Source organism: Tolypothrix sp. VBCCA 56010 (assembly GCF_050875635.1).
Lineage (GTDB): Bacteria > Cyanobacteriota > Cyanobacteriia > Cyanobacteriales > Nostocaceae > Hassallia.
In genome coordinates this window covers 1-25,362 of the sequence record NZ_JBPAOH010000091.1, presented here as the reverse complement: position 1 = coordinate 25,362, position 25,362 = coordinate 1, and the positions used below count along the sequence as shown (strand labels likewise).

Sequence of the window (25,362 nt, the reverse complement as noted above, 5' to 3'; positions counted from 1 at the left end):
GCAATAGAAGATGGCGCGACAAAAAAACCAATTTATTTGCATTTGTAAGCGTTTTTTTGCAGCCAAATGCCAGCTGGTGCATTTGCTTTGTTTGTCACGATGGTTTCATTGTACAACCAAACAATGCTTCCGTTAGACGTAAGGTCTGTCATGGTTAACCAAAAAATTGGGCTAGTAGTGGCGATGATGTTCGGATGGGTGAGCTTTCAAACTAATATACCTTTAATAAGAGTGTAGTAATCGACAAGGTTTGAGACATTCATCCGCAGGCTAACAGTTATGTTAGAGGATCGCCATGCCAGCCGACAAGCGATCAAGAGCGCACTCTGCGCTTTCGTCACTTGTTAATCTTTGTATCTACGTTCTTGCCCCAGCCATAGTGCATAAATGTTAGGATTGCCACAGAAAGAGAATAGCGTGCATAGAAGGAAAAAAAACTGAATGGCAGAAGTTGATAAGTCAATATCCTTCGACGGACGGGATATTCGACTGAAGGTTGGCTTACTAGCTCCCCAGGCTGGTGGGTCAGTTTTGATACAATCTGGGGATACAGCAGTTTTAGTGACAGCTACGCGAACCGCAGGCAGAGAAGGCATTGATTTTCTTCCCCTCACCGTAGATTACGAAGAAAGACTGTATGCAGCAGGTAGAATTCCTGGAGGGATAATGAGGCGAGAAGGTCGTCCCCCAGAAAAAACAATTCTGACTAGCCGTCTAATTGACCGTCCGATGCGTCCCTTGTTCCCTTCATGGTTGCGGGATGATTTGCAAATTGTCGCAGTAACGCTATCGATGGATGAAGAAGTACCACCCGATGTGTTGGCGGTTACAGGTGCTTCAATCGCTACCCTGATTGCCCAGATACCTTTTTATGGACCGATGGCAGCAGTCAGGGTCGGTTTGGTGGGAGATGATTTTATAATTAACCCCACCTATGCAGAAATTGAAGCCGGAGAACTGGATTTGGTGGTCGCAGGTTCGCCGGATGGTGTGATCATGGTAGAGGCTGGGGCAAATCAATTGTCAGAACGAGATATTATCGAGGCGATTGATTTTGGTTACGAAGCAGTGCGCGACTTAATTAAGGCGCAAGAAGATTTGATGGCAGAACTGGGTTTGCAAATGGTGCAACAAGAACCACCATCCGTAGACTTGACGCTAGAGAATTTTATTCGCGATCGCGCTAACGATGAAATAAAAAAAATCCTGTCACAATTTAGTTTCACCAAAACCGAACGAGATACCGCTTTGGATGAGGTGAAGGAAAAAATTAAAAACGAAATCGCCGAACTTCCCGAAGAAGACGCAATTCGAGTAGCCGCAACCGCAAATAGCAAAGCAGTAAGTAACACTTTTAAAGACATTACTAAACAGTTAATGCGGCGGCAAATCGTCGAAGATAACGTTCGCGTTGATGGTCGCAAGTTAGATGAAGTGCGTCCTGTTTCTTGTCAAGTTAATTTGTTACCTCGACGAGTTCACGGCAGCGGTTTATTTAACCGGGGACTAACTCAGGTATTATCTGCCTGCACCCTTGGCACACCCGGAGATGCCCAAAACCTCAACGACGATTTGCAAATAGACCAATCCAAACGTTACATACACCATTACAACTTCCCGCCTTTTTCTGTGGGGGAAACCAAACCTTTACGGGCGCCAGGGCGTCGCGAAATTGGTCACGGGGCTTTGGCAGAGCGATCGCTCTTACCCGTGCTACCATCAAAAGAGCAATTTCCCTACGTGATTCGCGTCGTGTCGGAAGTACTTTCTTCCAACGGTTCCACCTCAATGGGTTCTGTGTGCGGTTCCACCCTCGCTTTGATGGATGCTGGCGTACCAATTACCAAACCCGTCAGCGGTGCGGCGATGGGTCTGATTAAAGAAGGCGACCAAGTGCGAATCCTTACGGATATTCAGGGCATTGAAGACTTTTTGGGCGACATGGACTTTAAAGTTGCTGGGACGGATACTGGAATTACCGCCTTGCAAATGGACATGAAAATCTCCGGTTTGTCTTTGGAAGTCATTGCCCAAGCCGTCAATCAAGCTAAATCAGCTAGATTGCACATTCTGGAAAAAATGCTCACCTGCATCGAACAACCACGCACAGAAACTTCACCTTATGCGCCACGCTTGTTGACCATTAAGATTGACCCAGACATGATTGGTCTGGTCATCGGACCCGGAGGCAAGACGATTAAGGGTATCACTGAAGAGACTGGTGCCAAGATTGACATCGAAGATGATGGTACGGTGACGATTTCGGCGGTGGATGAAACCAAGGCGAAGAAAGCACGCAATATCGTCCAAGGCATGACGCGCAAGCTGCATGAAGGTGATGTCTACGTCGGGCGCGTGACGCGGATTATACCTATCGGGGCGTTTGTCGAATTTCTCCCCGGTAAAGAAGGAATGATCCATATTTCTCAACTAGCTGACTACCGCGTTGGCAAAGTTGAAGATGAAGTGGCAGTTGGTGATGAAGTGATTGTGAAAGTGCGCGAGATTGATAACAAGGGTAGAATTAATCTTACACGCTTGGGTATTCACCCAGATCAAGCAACTGCGGCGCGAGAAGCAGCAGCAGTGAATAAATAACTCGCGCTTTAGGATTTTAGATTTTGGGTCTAAAATCTCTAAGGCGATGCCTTTATTGTAGGCATCGCCGTCAGCATTTTTTGAGAACTAGCCGAATCAGACGCTCGTAGTGGGCACTTTAATGACCGTTGGAAGCGATAAATCGCTTACTACGATCTTTTTAATCTGCCAGTTTAGCTTCCAACTTCTTCAAAATCCGCTTAGGATCATTTTTATCTCCTTTGAGAAACTTATAAGCTGCAAAACCTGCACCAGCTGCAACAAGAGCAGCCCCTCCAGTCATTACACCAACCCCTCCAAGGGCTGCCATAGCAGCACTGTAGGCTGCGGCTCCTGATAATGTACCAATTGCCGTACCTGTACTCGCTACACCAAAAGCGCTGACAGCAGCCCAAGCTGTGCCAACAGCAGCCGCACTTGACGCAACTCCTACTCCGGCTGCAACACCTAATTTCTTTTTATCTTCAGCATCCATCTGAGTAACAGAAGCAACAGATACCAAAGCAGCTGCACCAAGCAAAGCAGCTCCACCAGTTGCCACTGCCAATCCTCCTAACATTCCTAAACCACCCGTAGCTACAGAACCACCCCCCAACAAAGCCAGGGTTGCATTAGTTGCCGCGCCTCCAGATAGACTGGTGATAGCTACTCCCGTCCCTGCTTTCATTCCAAAAGCTTTAGCAACTGTGGTCACATTCGGCACAAACCCAGATGCTTTCTCAGATGCTTTATTAACTGAGTCCCAAACTTTTTTTACAGAGCCAATAGGAGAATCTTCTGCCGCAGACTTTCCCTTGTCATTAGTTACTGGCTCGCGCATCAGCTTGTACATGACTTTGCAATCATCTGGAATATCTGAATTTAAAATTAGCGAGTCTAATGACTTTAAGAGCGATTGATTGGAAACTTGCTTACCGTCTCTAAGTGTAGTGTAGGCAGCAAGTAACTCTGATTTTTTGCAGCATATACTACTTGTGAAGTTAAGGGAACTATCAGAATTATCAATTAAATTGACGATCAATAAATCACCAGTACTTGCCCTAGATGTGACACTGTACCTAAAGTAGAGTTCTTTGAGTTCGTTACGAAGTGAAGAATTTTGAATGATAGAGTCAAGTTGGTTTAAAACACCAAAATCAGTTATGTTTTCTCCTGCTCTGATATACTGATATGTTCCTCTGATTAACTGCTTTTCAGTTTCATCAAGGTTAGATGCAGCCAAGGCATTTTCAATACACTCTTCAATTTTGATCAACTTAGAATTTTGACTGGCAATATTATAACGCTGACTAACTGATGGGTTAGTCAAAGAAGAAGAAACAATAAAATCTAACAAGTCCTGAGCAGCTAAATCCTTAGTATATTTAGCATCTTTGATTAGCTGATAAACGTTTCTACATCTTATTTTGCTTTCTGGCTTGATATCTACTTTGGTTATGAAGTAATCTATTGCTGTTTCTATATCCAAAGTTTTATCAAATAAAGTGTGTAGAACAACTACAACATCATTACCCTGCAAGCCACACCCTTTTAAGGGTAATTTAGCGCCTTCAAGACTGTTAGCTGGAATCTTGACTTCATAGGTTTTTCCCGATCGCAGTGTAACTTTTTGAGTACCGCCTGCGATTACTGTTTCATAACCTATAAAAATATGATGTAATTCATCTTGGGGTTGAGAATTTGGCTGTGCGATCGCGCTCTGATTGATTTGACTCTTTTCGGGTTGAGAGTCTGAATCTATCATCGCTAGTAATCGATTTAACTCTTCTTCTTGAAAGTCTGGCTGTGTCATCGCTAGTTATGAAGGTAAGGAGCTTGGTAATAAAACTACTACTTAATTATTAATAGTATATAATTTTTCTAAAAAAAATAATCTCAGTAAAAACCCTGATTAATTCATGAGCATCAGCGAAAACAGCTAGGAATTTTCCTGCATTTGCCTCTTCACTAGCGTGCGATCGCGCAGTGCTTTGTACGTGTAGACGCGAGTTCACTCGTCCGGTTCCTCTTTGGTTCGCAATCCAACCACCAAAAATCCTCACTATGTCAGTTTGTGGATCTAAGCTATGTATGGTAGAAGTAGCCTACATGGTCAACCTTTATCTCAAACTTGACATAAAGCATAGTGAGTACTAAACGTCTGCCAGAAAGCATTGCCCATGTCAGGGTTACTCGCCAATCCTGGCAACACGGCTTCCTTGAAGGGGAAGTCAGCGCGGGTGACTTTGAGTGGCAGTTTCAATGGCATTTTCGCCGGGGAGAACTGTCTGTTAAGCCTTCTCAAGGTCGTGCGTTAATTAAAGAACCCCTCGGTCGCTTCTTGGAGCAACGAGACTACGAGCTAGAGCCTGGAGGAGATTATGCTTTTACTATTCGGGCTGAGTTATAAGGCTTTAGGGAATGGGTAATAGGTAATAGGGAACGCGAAAATAGGGAACGTGAGAATATGAGCTAGCCGACGCTTTGAGATTAGCAAGTTCGCAATTAATTTATACCGCTGATTCGGTTAAGCGATTTAAGTATCTTTCGATTAAGAGGATGGCAACAATGTCATCTATAGGTCTTGGTGGTTGTCGCATACCTTGTGGCAATAGTTTCGAGAGTCCTTTGGGTGGGTACATTTGCCAATAGCGATCGCGTGCTTCTAAGCTGGTGTAACGCTCATCCACTAAAATGATATTCAACGGCTCTTTAACTTGTTCAGTTATTTGCTGTTTCCAGCGTTTTGCCGTAGTTTGGTCGCCCATCACCATCAAGGAAATCGGGTAATTTTGGCGCAGTTTCTCAATTGAGGCGATCGCCTCACTTGACAAGACAACTTGATGATAATGCAATTGCCGATCTAGCCCCATCACTGCTAAACCACACTTATCTTTACCCGGATCGAAGCCCAAAATCACTGGTTGCGTCGCCGAAAATTCACGAATAGTCATATTAAATACGTTAATAGTTAATAGTTAATACTTAAGTAAGTACGCATAAATAAAAACACCTGTTTCCACAAATTTAATTCATCTTATTTTCTGACAACGCCCATTACCCATTCCCCATTCATTTTTTATGTACTAAAAATAATTTGTCCGTTTTGTATAACAAGTAATCTTACTTTCAGTGGTCCGACTGTATAAATATCTTCTGCTGCAACAGCTTTAATATCCACAGGTTGATCGTACTGCTTTAGTTGAGCAATAAACCGAAGCACCGGACCCTCTACTTGAATATCTTCGACAATTCCTGCATTGCGGGCGCGAAATTGAGAAGCCGAAATTAGCAGTTGTAGCCGCTGCTGCAACTGATAGGATGTCATGGTTTGCGGATCGGCAGTAGTTGTAGCCACGACTTCTCCCCCGGTAAAGACAACTTGATTTCGCGCTGCATCGGCAAAAAATTCTATCTGCTTTTCACCCCTGACGTAATTACCAGCAGAGAAAATTCGCACCGCGTATTCTCGACCATCACTAATCTGCTTGCTGAGTTGCTCAACCCTCTCTTGGGTAACACGTAATATTTGCACATTATTGACAGGATTTGTATTTGGTTCAGCTAATTCTATGTTGGCATTACGGTTAGCTTCTTGTAATAGTTGAATCACAGCAGTACGGGCAACGGCAGGTTCAGGAGCGCGAATTACGCCAGCAGCAATAACTTGACCCCGAACCAAAGCAACTTTACCCAAACGCAAGTAGCGAAAAGACTCGTAATATTTTTCTAGCCTTGCCACTTCCTCTTCTAGATAGTCCTGTTGTGTTTCTAGTTCTTTGAGCCGAGATTCTCTTTGGGTAATTACTTGCTCTCGCGAGGCAATTGCTGAATTGCGCTCTCTGATGAGTCGATCTAGTTGAGAAATTTTTCGATCGCGCTGTTCGATAGTTTCTTGGCGATTAGCAAGTTCGCGATCGCGTTTTTTAATTGCTGTTTGAGCCTCTGCGATCGCTTTTTTGGCTTCATCAAATAATCGTTGGCGTTCTCCCCTCAAGCGTTGAATTCCAGCCACTAGTGCTTTCTGTTGCTGGGAAACGCTTGAGAGTTGATTTATAGCTTGTTTATATCGACTAACAACTTGATCTAGCTGGTTTTGCGTGCGTTGCAGGTTCGCTTGAGTTTGAGCCTGTTGAGCAATAGTACGGTTTAATTGAGCTTGTGTAATTTGTTGTTTAGCATTTGCCTCTTTCAACGATTGATTAGTCTGCTGCAATTGTTGTTGAGCTTGGGTTTGTTCTTTTTTGGCTTTGTCTAGTTCAACTTCTACTTGACTTTTTTGCGCTTCTGCGGTTTTTAGCTGGTCGCGCTTGTGCCTTAAGTCTCTTTGAATATCTTCTAGCTCAAAGACTCCTTTACGCAATCCTTCATCAGCGGCGAATAAAATACCTAAAGTTGACGCGGAAATTAAACCGCCTGTGAAAATAGTTACCAGTACTGCGGTCTTTTTGGGACGCAGCTTGAATAGAGAGAGGCGTGCTTTGCCAACCCGTGTGCCAATGCGATCGCCCACAGTGGCTATCACGCCCCCTAGAATTAAAATTGCCGCTATGAGGATGTACCCGGTGGTCATATAACGCTACCGAATCCTTCCAGATACAGCCTACTACTTTCAGTCATTCTTTGCGGTTAATTTGAGGTTGGCAATAGCAAAACAATTCCCTTTTTAGATTTACCTTCACATAATGGTATTATTTCTAAAAAATGAACGAGCGCTATTGCCTAAGCCTCAATTGTATGCTAAGTAAATTGCCTGCTTAAAGTAACAGGTTTGTGAACAGTAATCTTTTTCTTGTGAATGGAAATCATCTTCTTTTCGCGCAAATCGCCCAGTAAGCGGGTGACGGTGACGCGAGTCGAACCAATTGCCTCAGCGATCGCCTGATGAGATAGCTTCAGATCAATTGTAATTCCATCCGCACAAGGAATGCCAAAATCCCGACACAGAATCAACAGAAAACTCACCAACCTCGAACCCATATCTCGGTGAGCGAGAGTTTCAATCATCATCTCTGTCTGTAAAATGCGCGAAGATAGACCCCGCAACATTAACATCGACAATTCGGGATTTTCCTTCAGTGCTTGCTCAACCTGTTCAATTGGTGCTGAAAGCAAGTCCACGGGTGTAAAAGCAACAGCATGGTAAAACCGATCTGACTTATTTCCCGTTAGTAATGACAATACACCAAAAACGCTATTTTCCCTTAGTAGTGCTACAGTTATTTCTTCTCCTGCCTCATAAACCCTGGAAAGTTTTACAGCACCTTTCAAAAGAAAATAAACTCTTTCGGCAGGATCGCCAGGAAAAAAGATCGTTTTATTGCGTTCAAACGTTTCCACAACCGGCGGAAACGCTCCGGTTGCCATTTGACGAAAAACATTTGCTAGGGCTTTATCTTGTGCCACGATCATCTACCTTCCCCTACCCAATGCCGGAAAAATTAAAACTGATTTCCTAAGAATACACCCGAAAAATCAATAACACACCGTCAACCTTTTTGTACTTTACTATACTTATGGTCATATATTCATAGCTATTTGTTTATAATGATACATAATTTTTGATAGTTCCAGCTACTAGTCCTTAATAGCTACGATCCAAAGTTGTACTCAACAGGTTTTTTCTCAAAAAATTCACGCTTTCTTGAGAATATCTTAAGGAAGAAGCAAGAATCTATTCATTCCCCAAGGAACCGACGACAAAATACTCAATAGCAAATACTGCTAAAACTCTCGACAAACCAGGCTCAGATTCTAGTATGCTCAATCTGTGATCGTGTACGTTAAAAATTTTTATGTTAAATCTCGCCGGGAAAAACGCTCTAGTCACAGGCATTGCCAACAACCGCTCGATCGCTTGGGGAATAGCCCAACAACTGCACTCTTGCGGCGCCAACATCGGTATTACTTACCTTCCAGATGACCGAGGTAAAATGGAAAAAAAAGTCGCGGAATTGGTCGAACCCCTCAGTCCTAGTTTGTTTCTTCCGTGTAATGTAGAAAATGATGAGCAAATTCAATCTACTTTTAATACAATCGCCGAAAAGTGGGGCAAATTAGATATTTTGATCCACTGTCTTGCTTTTGCGAACAAAGAAGATTTGACTGGAAATTTTAGTCAAACCTCGCGTCCAGGTTTTAATAAAGCTTTAGAAGTTAGCACTTACTCATTAATCCAGCTAGCAGGTGCAGCCAAACCTTTAATGACAGAAGGTGGTAGCATTGTTACGCTCACATATTTAGGTGGCGTTAAAGTGATTCCTAACTACAACCTCATGGGAATCGCTAAAGCCGGCTTAGAAATGAGCGTGCGTTACCTTGCATCTGAATTAGGTCCGCAAAATATTCGCGTAAATGCCATCTCCGCAGGTCCGATTCGCACTTTAGCATCGAGTGCCGTGGGCGGCATTTTGGATATGATTCATCATGTAGAGCAAGTTGCACCTTTACGACGCACTGTCAGTCAACTAGAAGTAGGCAATGCGGCAGCTTTTTTATCTAGCGATTTAGCCAGCGGAATTACTGGACAAGTCCTGTATGTAGATGCAGGATATGAAATCATGGGGATGTAAAATTGGGCAAAGGGCCCTATCGCATTGGGGAGGACACCTGCACAGTCAGGGCAATGCCCGACTTGAGCAGTGTGTCCGCCATCGGCAGTGCGTTGGAGAGCCAGCGCCGTGGGCGGCTTTGCCGACTTGAGGCATCTGGTGTCCGGGTTTCCGGGCAGCCGTGCATCTGCCGTAATTGATAATTATTCCCATATTCCATGCCCCATGCCCCATGCCCCATGCCCCATGCCCCATTCCCCATTTCCTATGCAAATAAGCGATCGCCAACTTCTTTCCTCACACCACGACCAGCCAAATAAAACTTCTCGCATTGCCTCAGTTAGCCGCACTACTGGTGAAACCGATGTGCAAGTCACCATCAACCTAGATGGTACAGGTATTTGTAATGCCGCAACTGGCATTCCCTTTTTGGATCACATGCTGCATCAAATAGCTTCCCACGGACTGATTGACTTGGATGTTCAAGCTAAGGGAGACTTAGAAATTGATGACCACCACACCAACGAAGATGTAGGTATTACTTTAGGGCAAGCATTAAGCCAAGCATTAGGCGATCGCAAAGGCATTGTCCGCTTTGGTAATTTCCTCGCACCTTTAGATGAAGCTTTAATTCAAGTGGCGCTGGATTTTTCCGGTCGTCCCCATATAAGCTATGGTTTAGAAATTCCTACGACTCGCGTGGGAACTTACGACACCCAACTAGTACGGGAATTTTTTGTAGCGGTGGTAAATCATAGCCAAATGACGCTACACATCCGTCAACTTGATGGCATTAATTCCCATCACATTATTGAAGCGACATTTAAGGCGTTTGCGAGGGCAATGCGGATGGCGGTAGAAATCGATACCCGTCGTGCTGGTATGATTCCCAGTTCTAAAGGCGTTTTATGAAGAAGAGGGGGAAAGGTTAAAGGGTAAAGGGAAAAGGAAGAAGTAGTTTTAAACATTCGTACTAATTTTAAATCAAGGATGCCCCTTTGCCCTTTGCCCTTTGCCCTTTGCCCTTTTCCCTTTGTATAAATATAATATCTTTGCTGTAGCCACAAGCACAATTTAAATAGAAATGAAGTCTGTTGCAGATACGCCTGATTCTCAACTAAGTACTACAGACCGTGCGCCAGTAGTGTTAACTTCCGAGTTAAGAAAAGTCTATCGTACCGGCTTTTGGATGAATCAAAAAGTCGTATCCCTCAAAAGCTGTTCTTTAAAAGTTTACAAGGGAGAAACCTTTGGTTTGTTAGGACCAAATGGTGCAGGGAAAACTACGCTTTTAAAATTGTTGCTGGGAGTTATCCGTCCCACGGCTGGACGAGGATTATTATTGGGTAGACCGCTAGGCGATCGCACTGTTAAAGAACGTATCGGCTATTTACCTGAAAATGCCTATTTGTATGATTATCTCACTGGCTGGGAATTTTTGCAGCTAGCAGCCGGACTATTCCAAATTCCCCAAAGCGTGCAACGCCAACGCATCCCGGAACTGGTAGAATTAGTGGGCTTATCTCCAACGGATGCTCGCAAAAAACAGATGCGTCGCTACTCCAAAGGAATGCTACAGCGTGTGGGTATGGCACAGGCATTAATTAACGATCCAGAACTGGTGTTTTTAGATGAACCAATGTCTGGACTCGATCCGGTGGGACGCTATCAAATGCGAGAAATTATCCTATCGTTAAAAGCTGCTGGCAAGACAATTTTTTTCAATAGCCATATTCTCAGTGAAGTAGAGAAAATATGCGATCGCGTTGCTATTCTCTCTCAAGGTCAATTAATTTGCTCTGGTTCCCTCAATCAACTTTTAGGAACTAAAAGCACATATCGTGTCAAAGGTCAAGGTGGTGACTCGGAAGTTCTCAAAAAATGGATACCTAGTCTAGAATTTGAACCTGATGGTTCTTGGCAAGGCGAACTACAAAAAGATTACTATGATTTTCTTGCTAGTCTCCGCTTGATGAATGGGCAGATTATTGCTATGAACTTGTCTGGTCTTTCCTTAGAAGAGTTTTTTATGCAACAAGTTAAAAAATAAAATCATTCTGTTAAGTAATATAACAAAGCAACTATGCTAAAAGCTGTAATGCTGAGAAAATCTAATATGAGTTTATTTATAATCAAGTTATTTGGAAAATATACCAGTCTTAAATAGAAGCCTGAAAAATAAGATTCCCGACTTCTTCAAGAAGTCGGGAATCTGAAGGAATCAGTTCAGCTCGATTTTTTCATAAATTAGCTAGTCTTTTTATACCTAGTTGATTATATTTATCAAAACTATACTTTTTTTGTTCTCTTTTATAAAGCCTGCATGAGATTTGAAAATATCGTTCTTTGCGCTACATCATCTTAGTATATAATCAAGAAAAGAAAATTTGATGCTTGCCTAAATTGAATTTATTCCTTCTCGAAAATTTGCCGAATAAAACTTTAAGTTAACTTTACCAAAAATTCAAATCAAATCAACAATTTGCCTCCGGAAAAAAAAGCTTTTTTATGAAAATAAGAATGTTGGGGAACTTGAATACTTACGTATAGTCAAGAGAAGAATGTTAATAGAGCACTTTATTTATGGTGGTATCAGCTAAGTATGCTTAATACAGGTATGTTGAAATTCCTCACCCAGTCAGTTGCAAGTGTAGCGTTGTTAATGGCTCTTAGTGTCGCTTTGCCGGATGTTAGCCAAGCTCAAAGACAACCCCGAGCAGCAGCAGCTACCAGACAACTCGATGCAAATTACACCTTAGGAGGAGGCGATCGCATCCGGGTTAACGTGTTTGAAGTGCCAGAATATACGGGCGAGTACCAAATACCTCCTGGAGGCGCGATCAACCTACCTTTGATTGGCAGCGTCGCCGTTCAAGGGCTAACAACCGAACAAGCATCTGACGAAATTGCCAGAAGATATGCTCGCTTTCTCAAACGTCCCCTAATCTCAGTCAATCTTTTATCACCTCGTCCGATTAACGTTATCGTCGCTGGAGAAGTGTCACGTCCTGGCGCTTACTCTCTCAGCTTGCAAGGAGGCGCCGGTAACGATCCTGGCGTGCAATACCCAACCGTATTAGCCGCAATTACAACAGCTCAGGGGACACTCAGTAATGCGGATATAACTCAAGTGCAATTACGGCGCAAGCTAGGACGCAGCGGTCGAGAGCAAGTAGTCACAATCAATTTGAAAGAACTCATCCGAACAGGCAGGTTATCACAAGATATTACCTTGCGGGATGGAGATACGATTGTTGTGCCAACAGCAGCCAGACTCGACTTGGCAGAAGCACGCAATTTATCTGCCGCTAACTTTGCCGCTGACCCCACCAGACCCCGCACGGTAGCAGTAGTTGGTGAAGTGAATCGTCCGGGATCGTATCTTGTTACCCAAGGTGATACAGGTGGGGGAAACGCAGGTAGTGCTGGGGCTGGGGTAAGTATCACCGGTCAGCCAACTGTAACGCGGGCACTTCAGTTAGCTGGAGGAATTACACCACAAGCTGACATTCGCAACGTCAAAATCCGCCGACAGACAAGAGCCGGTGGAGAACAAATTATAGATATCAATCTTTGGCAACTATTGCAAAGTGGTGATGTCAATCAAGACACAATTTTGCAAGACGGAGATACGATTTTCTTCCCAACTGCAACAGAAATTAACGCAGCAGATGCTACCGTGTTAGCTAATACTACTTTGTCTGCGGCTACTATTCAAGTTGGGGTAGTAGGCGAAGTTAAAAGACCCGGGACTGTAGATATTAAGCCTAATAGTTCCTTAAATCAAGCGATACTTGCTGCGGGTGGATTCGATGGTGCTAATGCTAGCAGTTCTGCTGTCGATTTGGTTCGCCTCAATCCTGATGGTACTGTCAGCAAACGTAAAGTCAAAGTCGATTTTTCCGCAGGCATTAATCCGCAAACTAATCCGATACTCCGCAATAATGATGTTGTCGTAGTTTACCGCTCTGGTACAGCCAAGGTTGGTCAAACCGTAGGCAGTATTATCAATCCTGTAGCTGGTGTGTTAGGTATTCTGCGATCTTTATTTCTTGGTTTCTAAATAAACATATTGGGGGCGTTTGTCAAGCTTTTTCGTCTTCTTTGGGAGCGATCGCGCTTCCTGCTTTGGGTAAAAGCGATCGCATTTTTTATTCAATATGACATGCTGTTTGCTACTGTTAGCAGTTAAGTAGGCACAAAAAAGAGCGATCGCATAATATCATCTCCTTAGAATTACACATATTGTAGAGACGTTACAAAAGGAACGTCTATGCGTGACGGTTGCGTGTTTTTATTACTGTTAATGAGCGCGGACATCATATAAGCCATCGCCTTTAACTTCTCTTAAGCTACGGATATGTTAAACTTGTCATACAAGCTTATGACAAAATCAAATAGTTATGCGAATTAATGCGCGATTAGATGAAGAGTATGCTCACAAACTAACTTACATTCAACAGCAGACCGATCAAGCAGTAACGGATGTAATTAAAACTGCTATTGATTTATACTACAAGCAGCTTCAGCAGCAGAAACCACTAGATTTGCTGACACAAACTGGTTTTATTGGTTGTGGACAGGCAGATGCTAATTTGTCTATAAACTACAAGTCAATTTTGACAGATAACTTGAAAGATAAGTATGGTTATAGTTGATACGGGCTTTTGGTTAGCCTTAGCAAATCGAAATGACTCGTATCACCAAAAAACAGTAACAGTACTTGCAAATCTCAACGAACCTCTGATTACAACTTGTTCCGTCGTTACAGAAACTTGTTATTTACTATTAAAAACGATGGGCAACCACGCGCAAGGAAGTTTCATCAATAACTTATATCTAGGGGTATTTACGGTTTTTGATTTGCAACCGTATCATGGTAGACGTATTTGTGAACTGATGGAAAAATATGCGAACTTGCCAATGGATCTTGCCGATGCTTCACTAGTGGTTTTAGCAGAAGATTTGGGGCATGGAAGAATTTTATCGATAGATTTTCGAGATTTTAATACCTATCGCTGGAAAAATCACCATCCATTTGAAAATTTGATGGTGTTGGATAGTTAAAGGGTGGTGTGGAGGCGCATTTTTTTGTGCAAAACTCGACTTTACCCAATGCCCAATCTATTAATTAATCAACATATACTTCTGAATATGAGCATTTTTTGGATTGCTGCCGCGTGATAAAACAGCATTTAGTAAAAGTCGCCAAGCCACAGGAGAAAGTACAGATAAATCAAGCATATGCAAAACGGTGTTAATGTTTCTTTGCTTGAGTGCAACTATTGCCCAATGTAACTTCAAATAATTCTTAATATCCGCAAGCGCAGGGATATTAGAGCGATGTTTTTCATTCACAAAGGCGTAAATTTTCTCTTTCATCAAAATATTTGTATCGAGTCGCTTTTGCAGAGAAAATTTTTGATTATAAGCACCTGCCCAGATGGTACGGTAAGCTAGGCACTGATTGAGGAAAATAGCATCGCCAAACTGAGCAATGCGAATCCAAGAATCAATGTCATCGCAGTTAGCATCAAGTTTTGAGTCCCAAGCACCAACTTTCAGAAAAACGTCACGACGACACGCTACTTGTACGGGAGTGCCAAAGGGCAAAAGCTCTAAAAGCATACCGTAGTGAATATCAGCTTGGGGAATATAAAAAGCTAATCCAGGACCTAGATGGGGGGTGCGGCTGAGATGCTCCCCATTGTTATCGACTTGAGCTGCGATACAGGATGCGATGACAGCTTGAGAATTCTTTTCTGAGGATACATCATTTGAGACTTCAGCGTGTTTGGCGATCGCTAAAGTCATTTCTGCCAAACAATTCGCTGCTAAGTAGTCGTCATCATCCAAAAATTTAACCCAGTCACCACTAGCTTTGGCAACTCCTGTATTTACCGATGCTGCATGACCTTTGTTAACTTCGTGACGGTGATAAACAACTTGATTTCCCAAGCTTTTGACATAAGCTTCAGTGTCATCAGATGAACAATCATCAACAACTACTACTTCACACTCAATCGTCTGATTAACAGCAGAATCTATCGCTCGTCGCAGCAAGTCTAAACGATTATAGGTGGTGATGACGACACTAAATTTCATAAATCTCACACCTGTGACATAGCCGTTTAAAATATACCTTCTGATTCTGTGGTAGTTGTACCGGAAAAATCTTACTTCGGAAACAACTAGACTCAAAAGGGGTTCTCGAATTATTATGGATGATTGTGAGTTTTTTAAATAGACTATGAACGCGCAAGAAATAATCCGCTCGATTGAAGCGGAACAACTAAAATCTAATTTGCCCGATATTTACGTCGGCGACACAGTTAAAGTCGGTGTCAAAATCAAAGAAGGCGACAAATACCGCGTGCAACCATACGAAGGCGTAGTAATTGCCAGACGTAATGGCGGAATTAATGAAACCATTACAGTACGTCGAGTATTTCAAGGTGTTGGCGTTGAAAGAGTGTTTCTTTTGCATTCTCCCCGGATTGATAGCATCAAAGTTATCCGTCGTGGTAAGGTAAGACGTGCTAAACTGTATTATCTACGCGATCGCGTAGGTAAAGCTACCCGAATCAAACAACGGTTTGACCGTCCTTTGTAATTCGCGCTCTCTATATGGGAGAAATCTCCACTTTGAATCGCGGCTCCTGCCGCTGATTTGTTTTATAAGCTCGCCCATAAGTGTTGATTTAAAAGTCAAATTGCGTTAGACTAGATAAAGTTCAGCGCTTCGGACGCTCATAGTAAACAGCTTGTGCGCTCTTAGTTCAGTTGGTAGAACGCAGGTCTCCAAAACCTGATGTCGGGGGTTCAAGTCCTCCAGGGCGCGCTCTGAAAACAAAATTGCCCGAAACAAGTACACAACTGCTAATTGTTCAGCAAGTACGGAAAGTTTTGGGTATAATTGTATTTGCAGCCTGCTTGACTTTCACCGAAATCGAAAGTAACAGACAATAGCTGTGAATAAAAGCTCGTCAAAGAATCGCGGAGATAAACGACTGTGGCAAAGAAAAACGAAGCAGAAATGCCAGAAACCACTAATGGGTTGAGCATATCCAACTTCTATCAAGGTCTTAGAGAAGAACTGGAGAAAGTGGTTTGGCCCAGTCGCCAGCAGTTGGTAAGCGAATCAGCAGCAGTGTTGCTGATGGTAACACTCTCCGCATCTTTGATATATTTAGTCGATGGATTATTTACTTGGGCAGCAAAACAGGTATTCTGATGGTTGGTGCAACAGACGAACCACGCAACTTAGAAGAAGCAGAAACAGCACTGGATGCTTTGCGAGAAGCACGCTGGTATGCAGTACAAGTAGCTAGTGGCTGTGAAAAGCGTGTAAAGACAAACTTAGAACAGCGCATTCAAACATTTGATGTCGCTGATAAAATTGTCGATGTGAAAATTCCTCACACGCCGGCGGTGAAAATCCGTAAAGATGGCAGTCGCCAAAACACAGAAGAAAAAGTGTTTCCAGGCTACGTGCTAGTGCGGATGGTTATGGACGATGACGTATGGCAGGTAGTGCGAAATACATCCCATGTAATAAACTTCGTGGGAGCCGAACAAAAACGCGGCACCGGCAAAGGTCGCGGTCACGTCAAACCAATGCCGCTAAGTGCCTCAGAAGTAGAACGGATCTTCAAACAGACTGCCGAACAAGAGCCAGTTGTCAAAATTGACATGGCGACTGGTGATAAGATAATCGTGCTGAATGGTCCATTTAAGGACTTTGAAGGCGAGGTGATTGAAGTCAGTCCAGAGCGGAGTAAGCTGAAAGCCTTGCTTTCGATTTTTGGACGAGATACACCAGTAGAATTGGAATTTAATCAGGTTGAGAAACAGAGCTAAATAAAAAATGGCGAAAAAAGTAGTAGCGATTATTAAACTGGCTTTGAACGCTGGGAAAGCCAACCCAGCACCGCCAGTGGGACCGGCGCTAGGTCAACATGGTGTGAACATCATGATGTTCTGCAAAGAGTACAACGCCAAAACAGCAGACCAAGCTGGGATGGTAATTCCGGTAGAAATTTCGGTTTTTGAAGACCGGAGTTTTACTTTTGTACTGAAAACGCCACCAGCATCAGTGTTGATTCGCAAAGCAGCGAAAATTGAAAGAGGCTCAAACGAACCCAACAAAAAGAAAGTTGGCTCGATTACCAAAGCGCAATTGCAAGAAATAGCCCAAACCAAAATGCCCGACCTCAACGCCAATGACATCGAAGCAGCGATGAGGATTGTCGAAGGTACTGCGAAGAATATGGGCGTAGCGATCGCGGATTAGTTAGTGGATAGGGGATAGTGGGAATTTGAAGAGGGGAAAAGGGGAAAGGGGAAAGGGGAAAAGAATTATTACCAATGCCCATTGCCCAATGCCCAATGCCCAATGCCCATCAACTAACAACCATCAACGCTCCAACCAACAAAACAAAATCATATCGGGGGAGAAGCGAAGCTTCGTAATATACCCCAGGAGTAAAGAAAATGACGAAAAAAGTATCGCGCCGATTGCAGGCGCTGCTAGCAAAAGTAGAAGATAAGGATTATGCGCCGATAGATGCTTTATCCTTGTTAAAAGAGACAGCCACAGCAAAGTTTGCCGAAGCAGCCGAAGCGCATATCCGGTTAGGAATTGACCCGAAGTATACAGACCAACAGTTGCGAACCACTGTAGCATTGCCCAAAGGCACAGGACAAATCGTCCGGGTGGCAGTAATTGCCAGAGGGGAAAAAGTAACTGAAGCAAGCAACGCCGGTGCTGATATCGTCGGTTCGGAAGAACTGATTGAGCAGATTCAGAAAGGCATGATGGACTTTGACAAGCTGATTGCCACACCTGATGTCATGCCACAAGTAGCGAGGCTGGGTAAATTGCTTGGTCCGCGTGGTTTGATGCCATCACCCAAAGGGGGAACGGTGACATTTGACGTAGGAAGTGCGATCGCTGAATTCAAAGCTGGTAAATTAGAATTTAGAGCCGATCGTACTGGCATAGTCCATGTTATGTTTGGTAAGGCATCCTTCTCGCCTGAAGATTTGTTGGTAAACTTGAAGGCGTTGCAAGAAACTGTTGACCGTAACCGTCCTTCAGGAGCCAAAGGTCGTTATTGGCGGACAATGTACGTCTCTGCCACAATGGGACCATCGATTAAAGTCGATGTCAACGCCCTACGCGATTTGAAACTGACCGAAGCTGGGTAATAGGGAGTAGAAAGTAGGGAGTAGGGAGTAGGGAATTTTCTCACTACTCACCACTCCCCACTCCCCACTCCCCCTCAAAATTGAATAGGCACGCACCAAAGACAGCAGGTGTCAATAGCTTAATATCCTGCCGAGGTTTGCACTTTGATTGCTTGAAATTGCACTTATAAAAAGTGTGATGACCGCATGAAAAACATTGCAAAACCCCGGCTGATATAGCTGGGGTTTGTTGTTTTCGGTCGGTCAGAAAAAACGCTTTCTTTAGGGAAAGCCAAAAATTGTTTGAGGAGGTGAAACAAAGATGAGTAGAACGGTAGAAGATAAAAAGGCGATCGTTGCTGACCTCAAAGAAACTTTGAGCGAGTCAACTTTGGCACTGGTAATTGAATACCAAGGATTAACAGTCGCCGAAATCACTGACTTACGGCGGCGGTTGCGTCCGAGTGGCACTATTTGCAAGGTAGCAAAGAACACCTTGATGGGAATCGCCATTGAAGGACAGGAAAAGTGGCAACCAATGTCCGAGTTGCTCAAAGGTTCCTCAGCCTTTTTGCTAGTTAAAGATGATTTTTCTGGCGCAATAAAGGCTTACCAAGACTTCCAGAAAGCCAGCAAGAAGACAGAACTTCGCGGCGGCGTTATGGATGGTCGCTTGTTGAAAGAACCTGATGTCAAGGTACTCGGAGACTTGCCATCCAAAGAACAACTCATGGCGCAAATTGCCGGAGGCATCAACGCCTTGGCTACCAAGATTGCTGTGGGTATCAACGAAGTACCTGGTTCCTTGGCGCGTGCTTTGCAAGCAATTTCTGACAAAGATAAAGGCGACAACGCCACCGAAAGCGAGTAGAGACGTTCCACCGGAACGTCTGTACGGGAGTTAGGGGAAAAGATATCAACTATCAACTAACAACCAACAACTATCAACCATCAACTAACAACTATCAACCAACAACTATCAACCAATAAACAAATTACAGGAGTTATATCGATGTCTGCTACAACCGATCAAATTTTGGAACAATTGAAATCTTTGACTTTGCTGGAAGCATCTGAATTAGTTAAGCAAATTGAAGAAGCTTTCGGCGTAAGTGCTGCTGCACCAGTCGGCGGTATGATAATGGCTGCTCCCGGTGGTGGTGCAGCAGCTCCGGCTGAAGCTGCGGAAGAGCAAACCGAGTTTGACGTAGTTCTAGAGTCAGTTCCGGCTGATAAGAAGATTGCCGTACTGAAGATTGTCCGGGAATTGACCGGTTTGGGTCTGAAAGAAGCCAAAGATTTGGTGGAAGCTGCACCCAAGTCTGTTAAAGAAGGTATTGCTAAAGATGCTGCTGAGGATGCCAAGAAGCGCATTGAAGAAGCTGGTGGTAAAGTGACTGTGAAGTAGTCAAAATTCCATTAGACATAGGAGTGGAAAAGATGTAGAGACGTAGCATTGCTACGTCTCTAAGGGTTCTGCATTCTGATAGAGGCGATCGCTTATCAGGCGTTGTGCAAAGCAGGAATTGGAATTCACGACTCTTGTTAAGCTTGCGATCACACACAACGAATGAGAGGACGTTTCAAAGTTGGGAGCAACGCGATCGCCCGACAATACCAAGTTTACACAGTTTATGCATTGCGATCGCTGGGGAAGTAAGTTATTGCAATCATGTTGTGAAGGGTAAAGGGAAAAATAAGGCTTCCCCCGGACAAATGCGGCTGCCTTGGGACGATTGGGAAGTTGCTGATTCAGAAGTGCGCGAGGTCGCAGAACAGTTTGTGACAGCTAATTGCTATGACCCCAAAATAGCAGCGCAGCTATTTAAATAAGTTTTATATTTGACCTAAAGTGCCAGGTATCGAAATCGCCAAATGCTTATGAATTCGTAGAAATTACTAAAGAAATAAATCTTTATAAAAGGCTGGGACGCTTATATGTTACAGTTTATAAGTCGCAGTGCGAGAAACGATAACGACGGGCCAACCGTAACCCGATCGCGACGAAACACAACAGGTATCCCCCCCCTCACCCGTGGGCTGGTTGGATCTTTTTTTATACGTTCCCATTCAAGATCCCCCAAATACCAAATCGGTTGTCTTTCAACCCCCTCCAACCACCCTACTGCACTTGCGAAGCGTAAGTAATTTTTTTCATCGTTATCATTCCAATCTTCTAGTTTAATACCCAGTCTATTTCCTGTACTTACCCAAATTTTCTTTTGCACGCTGAAACCAAAATTACCTTTTGAGTTTTGCACCCAATAATCATCAATTTGTTTAAGGGCAGGACAGGAAAAATTCTCTATTTGTGGGTAATCAAGGTAAAACTCTTCTTCTCTATTAGCAATAAAAAGCATCATATTCCAAGTTTTTTCCTCAGCTTCTTGCCATTGTTTCCCTTTCAAAAAAGATTCCAATTCAGCAAAAAAATGTTGTTTGAGAGATTTCCGAACCTCTTGTCTAAAATTGTCTTGATTCTTATTTGTTAGTAAGTTAAGTAATCCTCGATGGACAGATTCAATATTTTGAGCATTGATAATTTGATTATTTTTAAAGGGGTTAGTTTCGTTCGGATAAAGTTTAATAATATTATATGCTTGTTGATATGCTTCTATTGCTTTTGTTTTATCTTCCTTATAAAGTAAATTTACTTCAGTATTTTTGACTAAAACTTGAATTTGCAGTTTTTGTTCCGAATTAATATTATTCCCTTTATCTTGTAAATAGTTCAAACTTTCTGTGATATTTATTCGTGCATCATCTGGCTTTTTAAGTTGCTGATATGCTTGCGACATAGAAGCAAGTAATAGAGCTTGTTTGAGATTGTGGTCATTAACTCTAAAAGATAAACCAGCCTGTTTTAAAGCCTCATCCGACTCAGATATAAGATTATTATTTCGTAACTCTCCAGCTAATTGAGATAATTTTTGAACATTTTCAACATCTTTCTTTCCCAAAGCAAGCTGAGTTTCTAAACTATCTGCTTGTTTCTTTGCTGCTTGTGCTTGTCGATTAGCGTCATCAGCGATTTTTTGTGATTCTTCAGCTTTACGTTGTTCAACTTGAGCTTGTTTTTTTGCTACTTGTGCTTTTCGATTAGCGTCATCAGCGATTTTTTGTGATTCTTCAGCTTTTTGTTGTTCAACTCCAGCTTGTTTTTTTGCTACTATCGCTTTTTGGTTAGCAGCATCAGCATTTCTTTCTGCATTTTGAGCTTGTTTTATTGCTGCTGTAGCTTTTTGATTAGCATCGTTAGCATTTATTTGTGCTTGTTCAGCTTTTCTTTTTTCTTCTTTAGCTTTTTCTGTTGCTTGTTGTGCTTGTTGTTTAGCAGCATTGGCAATTGTTTGTAATTGTTGAGTTTGCTGCTTAAAGGCTATAACTTTCTTACCTTCTTCCTCAGCTTTTCTATTAGCATATTCAACCTTTTTGTTCGCTTCTATCGCTTTTGTATTAGCCTCTTGAAACCTTTCTTGTGCTTTTAGTGCTTTATTTCCTTCTGTTGCTGCAAATACCCCTAAAATTGCAGCAACCAATAAAGCCAATAATAAAACAGCCGAACCATTACGAATCTGCCGTTTAGCTTTTTTATTCGCTTCCGTTAATAATAGGTTTCTTTCCTCAGTCGCTTCCCTGTCCTTCCTCTCCCTCTCTAACTGCGCTTCTATTTCTCTCGCAGCAATTTCCTCTTGAATTTCTTTCTCTCTACTAGCAGCTAAAAACTGTTTATCTTGATAACTTAAATTCTTATTTTTCCCCCATTCCTCAGCATCTTTTAGCGCATTACCGCGCAAAAGTCGTGACTCATCAACACACCCAGAAGCAACCCAAGCTCTAAAAGCTTCCGAATAGGGACGCAATTTTTTTAATTCAGCTTCAACCCAATTTTGATTAAAAACTTCTTGATAAATTCGATTAAAAAGTATTAATTTCTCCTGCTGTTTATCAACTAAACCCGATAATAATAACTCGCTTTGTTCTGCACTATCATTATTTACCACATCTCCATGAGAGTGAATTTGCTGATACAAATCTAATAAATATCCAGCCCGCTCCTCATCTCTTAAAATTCGGCTGCGAATAGTGCGTAAATGTTCAGGTTCATCTTGAGATTCCCAACTTTCAATTATCCGTGATTTGACAACTGACTCAACGGTGCGTGGGTTTTCCTTCTCTGATTCTTCCACCATAAACTGACACAATTTCTGCGTCAAAAATGGTTGTCCTCCCGTCCAATTTAATATCTCCTGCATCACCACTTGAGAATCTGGAAATTTCCCTTCCAAACCCTTTCTTAAAGGTTCCACTTCATGCAACTGAAAACCTTTGAGATTAATTGCTCTGCCAATATTAAAAGGTGTGCGTTGCTTATCTTGAATTAAATTACTCGGAGAAGCTACCCCCAACAAACAAAAAGTGAGACGATTATAATCCGAATTATCAACCCGTTGATTATGACAAGCGCGAATTAAAGCAAAAAAGTCATCCGTGGGAAAGTTTAGACTGAGAACACTATCAATTTCATCAATAAAAATAACAATATTTTCTTTTACTTCAACTAACAAAACCTCTTCAATAAACTTCCGAAATCTTGTTACTTCTGAGTGTAATTTATTCTTGACCCACCACTCTGCTAAATCTACATCTAAAGCAAAAGTTTCAATTAAATTATCAATCAAATCCACATACCACTGTTCGGGTGTCACATTTTGCACACCACCCGCAGATAAATCAATCGCAGCACATTCCACCCCAGCATCTCGCAACCGTCGCATAGTTCGCACCCGGATGCTAGATTTTCCTGATTGTCTGGAGTTTAAAACATAACAAAACTTCCCTGCTGTCAGCGATTCATATAATTCTTTGTCAGCTTCCCGTGTGACGTAGGTGCTGGCATTTTCTGGTAGACTGCCGGAAAATCTGTATTCGTCAAACATGATTTACCCCAAACAGAACTGAAAAATAAAATTCTTGTAGGGTGTGTTAGGACGAATGTCCTAACGCACGGAAAATATCGGATGGTGCGTTAGCAAAGCTAACACACCCTACCACGAAATCTAGGAAATCACCCCAAACGGAACTGAAAAATAGACTTGTTGTAGGGTATGTTATTACCATAAGTAGATAAACGTTCCTATTAACATTTTACGCTGATACATGTGTGTTTATAGCGTATGTAGCGGTTCCTGACCTGGTGAGGTACGTTTTAAAAGCTATTAACTTTAATAAACAAGATTTGGGTGTACCTCAGTTGCTTAGAAAACGCTATATAACAGGGAGTTAATTTTAGAAAAAAGTAATGGCGGCTAAAGATTTATTTTATGATGCAGTAAAACAAGCACTTTTAAAAGAGCAGTGGGTGATAACTGGTGACCCATTAATCATTAAAATTGATAAAGTTAAACTGGAGATAGATTTAGCTGCTGATAGAGTTGTTGCGGCTGATAGGGCAGGGCAAAAAATAGCAGTTGAAATTAAAAGTTTTCTAAATCCTTCAGCAATAACAGATTTTCATGCAGCGTTAGGGCAATTTTTAAACTATCGTTTGGGTTTGCAAATGACCGAATCTGATAGACTTTTATATTTAGCTGTTCCTATTGATACATATAATACTTTGTTTCAACAGAGGTTTATTAAAGAGGCTGTAAAAATTTACCAACTCAAGCTGTTAGTTTATGACCCAGTTAAGGAGGAAATTGTTGAATGGAAAGATTAGATAAATATCGAAAAATAGTTCGCCAACTACTAACTTCTATTGCCACAGTAGGCTACTGTGAATCAACTACAGATGTGGAATGTCAGTTTGTATGTGATACAGAAAATGACCATTATCAATTATTAGATATTGGTTGGGAAGGATATAATCGTATTTATAATTGTTTTATTCATATTGATATCAAAGATGGAAAAATTTGGATTCAAGAAAATATGACGGAAAATGATTTAGCTCACGAGTTGGTTGAGATGGGTGTAGATAAGAAAGACATTATTTTAGGTTTGCATCCGCCATATAAGCGTCCATTAACAGGTTATGGTGTAGCGTAGTTGTTTATTTATAGAGCAATACGCTTGGTGTTAAGGATTTTTGTGGGCATTATATCCGTTAGGTAGTTCAGGCTAACACACCCTACGAAATCACCTGAAAAGTAAAATTTTTGTAGGGTGTGTTAGGACGAATGTCCTAACGCACCGAAAATATCGGATGGTGCGTTAGCAAAGCTAACACACCCTACGAAATCACACCAAACGCTCATAAAAATACTGACGATATAAATCACAGCTAGGAACACAATCATTACCTGAAAGTTTCACTAACCCCAAACTATGCAGCTTAAATGCAACTTCAGCATCAAGTCGCACAGGTGCATTTGCCCTTACCACTTTTTTATACCCTACCTCTAGCGGAGAATTATGTTGTAGATGCCATAATAGTTGTCGCAGATAATCGCTAAATATTCCCTCTTCTGTGGGTGCAAGGGTAAACAATTGCTCTAAGTTAATTTGCTGATTTTTGAGGTTAACAAATGCTTGTTGCAGTAAATAAGGGTGTCCTCCTATCAACTTTATCAACTTAATTAAATTTTGTCCCAATTGTTTATCTAACTCATACTCAGTCGCTAAAGCTTTTACCTGCTGCTGATTAAATTCAGGTAATTCAATTGGTATCCCAACATTAAATGGTGAGTGATTGCTATCCAAAGAAGGATAAACTTCAGTCGAATGAACTACCACTAACCGCAGTTTCTTCCAAATATTAGCTACCCTATCTCCTCCTTTGGCATTTTCATACCAACCCCGCAAGAGTAAGCAAAATTGAGAAAAAATATCTGGATATTGAAACAGTCGCTCAAAATTATCTATCGCAAAAACTAAGGGACTTTCGCTAACTGATAATAAATGCTTTTGAAAGTAACGAGTACAATTTTTATTTACACCATATACAGCAGATTGCGGGTTTATGAAGTACAGTAACAGCAGTTTGTAAACCAGTTTTTTAGATGCTTGGGATTAACCAAATCGAGTGCTGTAGCAATCAAAGTAT

The 25,362-nt window shown here is 42.1% G+C and carries 25 protein-coding genes, 1 tRNA gene and 1 other annotated feature; of the genes, 19 read left to right on the top strand and 7 right to left on the bottom strand.

Annotation, left to right across the window (positions count from 1 at the left end; all coding sequences use genetic code 11):
• Positions 1–441 precede the first annotated feature (441 nt).
• Positions 442–2,598, top strand: a complete 2,157-nt coding sequence (locus tag AABK37_RS26000) for a polyribonucleotide nucleotidyltransferase (protein WP_432554401.1) — start codon at positions 442–444, stop codon at positions 2,596–2,598.
• Between the two features lie 160 nt (positions 2,599–2,758).
• Here the strand turns inward: AABK37_RS26000 and AABK37_RS25995 are convergent, their stop codons facing one another.
• Positions 2,759–4,390 carry a hypothetical protein gene (locus AABK37_RS25995; protein WP_432554400.1) on the bottom strand — a complete coding sequence of 544 codons (1,632 nt, stop codon included), beginning with the start codon at positions 4,388–4,390 and terminating at the stop codon, positions 2,759–2,761.
• A 333-nt stretch (positions 4,391–4,723) separates the two neighbouring features.
• Between AABK37_RS25995 and AABK37_RS25990 the strand changes: the two genes are divergently transcribed.
• Positions 4,724–4,987: a DUF3146 family protein gene (locus AABK37_RS25990; protein ID WP_039748006.1), complete on the top strand. Its 264-nt coding sequence runs from the start codon at positions 4,724–4,726 to the stop codon at positions 4,985–4,987.
• 100 nt (positions 4,988–5,087) lie between these two features.
• On the opposite strand, the gene AABK37_RS25985 is transcribed toward AABK37_RS25990, so the two are convergent.
• The 3 genes from AABK37_RS25985 to ntcA all read right to left on the bottom strand — a co-directional run bounded on the left by AABK37_RS25985 (position 5,088) and on the right by ntcA (position 7,989).
• A complete protein-coding gene (locus AABK37_RS25985; protein ID WP_432554399.1) occupies positions 5,088–5,531 on the bottom strand; it encodes a pre-16S rRNA-processing nuclease YqgF in 444 nt (147 codons plus the stop codon).
• A 125-nt stretch (positions 5,532–5,656) separates the two neighbouring features.
• On the bottom strand, positions 5,657–7,150 hold the full coding sequence (locus AABK37_RS25980) for a DUF3084 domain-containing protein (RefSeq protein WP_432554398.1): 1,494 nt from the start codon (positions 7,148–7,150) through the stop codon (positions 5,657–5,659).
• Positions 7,151–7,317: 167 nt separating this feature from the next.
• A complete protein-coding gene (gene ntcA / locus AABK37_RS25975; protein ID WP_029632465.1) occupies positions 7,318–7,989 on the bottom strand; it encodes a global nitrogen regulator NtcA in 672 nt (223 codons plus the stop codon).
• A 383-nt stretch (positions 7,990–8,372) separates the two neighbouring features.
• On the opposite strand from ntcA, the gene fabI reads away from it, so the two are divergent.
• The 6 genes from fabI (at position 8,373) to AABK37_RS25945 (ending at position 14,195) form a co-directional block, all read left to right on the top strand.
• Entirely contained in the window at positions 8,373–9,149 is a 777-nt protein-coding gene (gene fabI, locus AABK37_RS25970) for an enoyl-ACP reductase FabI (protein ID WP_432554397.1), read from the top strand.
• 246 nt (positions 9,150–9,395) lie between these two features.
• Entirely contained in the window at positions 9,396–10,040 is a 645-nt protein-coding gene (hisB, locus tag AABK37_RS25965; RefSeq protein WP_432554409.1) for an imidazoleglycerol-phosphate dehydratase HisB, read from the top strand.
• A gap of 172 nt (positions 10,041–10,212) precedes the next feature.
• Positions 10,213–11,178, top strand: a complete 966-nt coding sequence (locus AABK37_RS25960; RefSeq protein ID WP_432554396.1) for an ABC transporter ATP-binding protein — start codon at positions 10,213–10,215, stop codon at positions 11,176–11,178.
• A 552-nt stretch (positions 11,179–11,730) separates the two neighbouring features.
• Positions 11,731–13,191, top strand: a complete 1,461-nt coding sequence (locus AABK37_RS25955; protein WP_432554395.1) for a polysaccharide biosynthesis/export family protein — start codon at positions 11,731–11,733, stop codon at positions 13,189–13,191.
• A gap of 340 nt (positions 13,192–13,531) precedes the next feature.
• Positions 13,532–13,786 carry a CopG family transcriptional regulator gene (locus AABK37_RS25950; RefSeq protein ID WP_432554394.1) on the top strand — a complete coding sequence of 85 codons (255 nt, stop codon included), beginning with the start codon at positions 13,532–13,534 and terminating at the stop codon, positions 13,784–13,786.
• On the top strand, positions 13,773–14,195 hold the full coding sequence (locus AABK37_RS25945; RefSeq protein ID WP_432554393.1) for a type II toxin-antitoxin system VapC family toxin: 423 nt from the start codon (positions 13,773–13,775) through the stop codon (positions 14,193–14,195). Before AABK37_RS25950 ends, AABK37_RS25945 begins: the two co-directional genes overlap by 14 nt.
• A 60-nt stretch (positions 14,196–14,255) precedes the next feature.
• Here AABK37_RS25945 and AABK37_RS25940 read toward each other — a convergent pair whose 3' ends face one another.
• A complete protein-coding gene (locus tag AABK37_RS25940) occupies positions 14,256–15,233 on the bottom strand; it encodes a glycosyltransferase family 2 protein (RefSeq protein ID WP_432554392.1) in 978 nt (325 codons plus the stop codon).
• 145 nt (positions 15,234–15,378) lie between these two features.
• On the opposite strand from AABK37_RS25940, the gene rplS reads away from it, so the two are divergent.
• From rplS to AABK37_RS25895, 9 genes are all read left to right on the top strand, one after another.
• Positions 15,379–15,741 carry a 50S ribosomal protein L19 gene (gene rplS / locus AABK37_RS25935; RefSeq protein WP_039747993.1) on the top strand — a complete coding sequence of 121 codons (363 nt, stop codon included), beginning with the start codon at positions 15,379–15,381 and terminating at the stop codon, positions 15,739–15,741.
• Positions 15,742–15,896: 155 nt separating this feature from the next.
• Positions 15,897–15,969, top strand: a tRNA-Trp gene (locus tag AABK37_RS25930).
• A 171-nt stretch (positions 15,970–16,140) separates the two neighbouring features.
• On the top strand, positions 16,141–16,362 hold the full coding sequence (gene secE, locus AABK37_RS25925) for a preprotein translocase subunit SecE (protein ID WP_432554391.1): 222 nt from the start codon (positions 16,141–16,143) through the stop codon (positions 16,360–16,362).
• Positions 16,362–16,988: a transcription termination/antitermination protein NusG gene (gene nusG, locus AABK37_RS25920; RefSeq protein ID WP_432554390.1), complete on the top strand. Its 627-nt coding sequence runs from the start codon at positions 16,362–16,364 to the stop codon at positions 16,986–16,988. The genes secE and nusG overlap by 1 nt, the downstream gene beginning before the upstream one ends.
• Before the next feature lie 7 nt (positions 16,989–16,995).
• Positions 16,996–17,421 carry a 50S ribosomal protein L11 gene (rplK, locus tag AABK37_RS25915; protein WP_263747933.1) on the top strand — a complete coding sequence of 142 codons (426 nt, stop codon included), beginning with the start codon at positions 16,996–16,998 and terminating at the stop codon, positions 17,419–17,421.
• A 200-nt stretch (positions 17,422–17,621) separates the two neighbouring features.
• On the top strand, positions 17,622–18,338 hold the full coding sequence (gene rplA, locus AABK37_RS25910; protein WP_432554389.1) for a 50S ribosomal protein L1: 717 nt from the start codon (positions 17,622–17,624) through the stop codon (positions 18,336–18,338).
• Between the two features lie 77 nt (positions 18,339–18,415).
• Positions 18,416–18,578, top strand: a sequence feature (ribosomal protein L10 leader region).
• Positions 18,579–18,639: 61 nt separating this feature from the next.
• A complete protein-coding gene (gene rplJ / locus AABK37_RS25905) occupies positions 18,640–19,188 on the top strand; it encodes a 50S ribosomal protein L10 (protein WP_432554388.1) in 549 nt (182 codons plus the stop codon).
• Between the two features lie 141 nt (positions 19,189–19,329).
• Complete coding sequence (gene rplL / locus AABK37_RS25900) at positions 19,330–19,725, top strand: 50S ribosomal protein L7/L12 (protein WP_432554387.1); 396 nt, start codon at positions 19,330–19,332, stop codon at positions 19,723–19,725.
• Positions 19,726–19,868: 143 nt separating this feature from the next.
• On the top strand, positions 19,869–20,150 hold the full coding sequence (locus AABK37_RS25895) for a hypothetical protein (RefSeq protein WP_432554386.1): 282 nt from the start codon (positions 19,869–19,871) through the stop codon (positions 20,148–20,150).
• 101 nt (positions 20,151–20,251) lie between these two features.
• On the opposite strand, the gene AABK37_RS25890 is transcribed toward AABK37_RS25895, so the two are convergent.
• The gene (locus AABK37_RS25890; protein ID WP_432554385.1) at positions 20,252–23,257 is read right to left on the bottom strand and encodes an AAA-like domain-containing protein; all 3,006 of its coding nucleotides are present in this window, start codon (positions 23,255–23,257) and stop codon (positions 20,252–20,254) included.
• Positions 23,258–23,619: 362 nt separating this feature from the next.
• Here AABK37_RS25890 and AABK37_RS25885 point away from each other — a divergent pair, with 362 nt between their 5' ends.
• Both AABK37_RS25885 and AABK37_RS25880 read left to right on the top strand, forming a co-directional pair.
• The gene (locus AABK37_RS25885) at positions 23,620–24,036 is read left to right on the top strand and encodes a XisH family protein (RefSeq protein WP_432554384.1); all 417 of its coding nucleotides are present in this window, start codon (positions 23,620–23,622) and stop codon (positions 24,034–24,036) included.
• Positions 24,024–24,365: a XisI protein gene (locus tag AABK37_RS25880; RefSeq protein ID WP_432554383.1), complete on the top strand. Its 342-nt coding sequence runs from the start codon at positions 24,024–24,026 to the stop codon at positions 24,363–24,365. Before AABK37_RS25885 ends, AABK37_RS25880 begins: the two co-directional genes overlap by 13 nt.
• A gap of 192 nt (positions 24,366–24,557) precedes the next feature.
• Here the strand turns inward: AABK37_RS25880 and AABK37_RS25875 are convergent, their stop codons facing one another.
• Positions 24,558–25,280, bottom strand: a complete 723-nt coding sequence (locus AABK37_RS25875; RefSeq protein WP_432554408.1) for an AAA-like domain-containing protein — start codon at positions 25,278–25,280, stop codon at positions 24,558–24,560.
• Positions 25,281–25,362 lie beyond the last annotated feature (82 nt).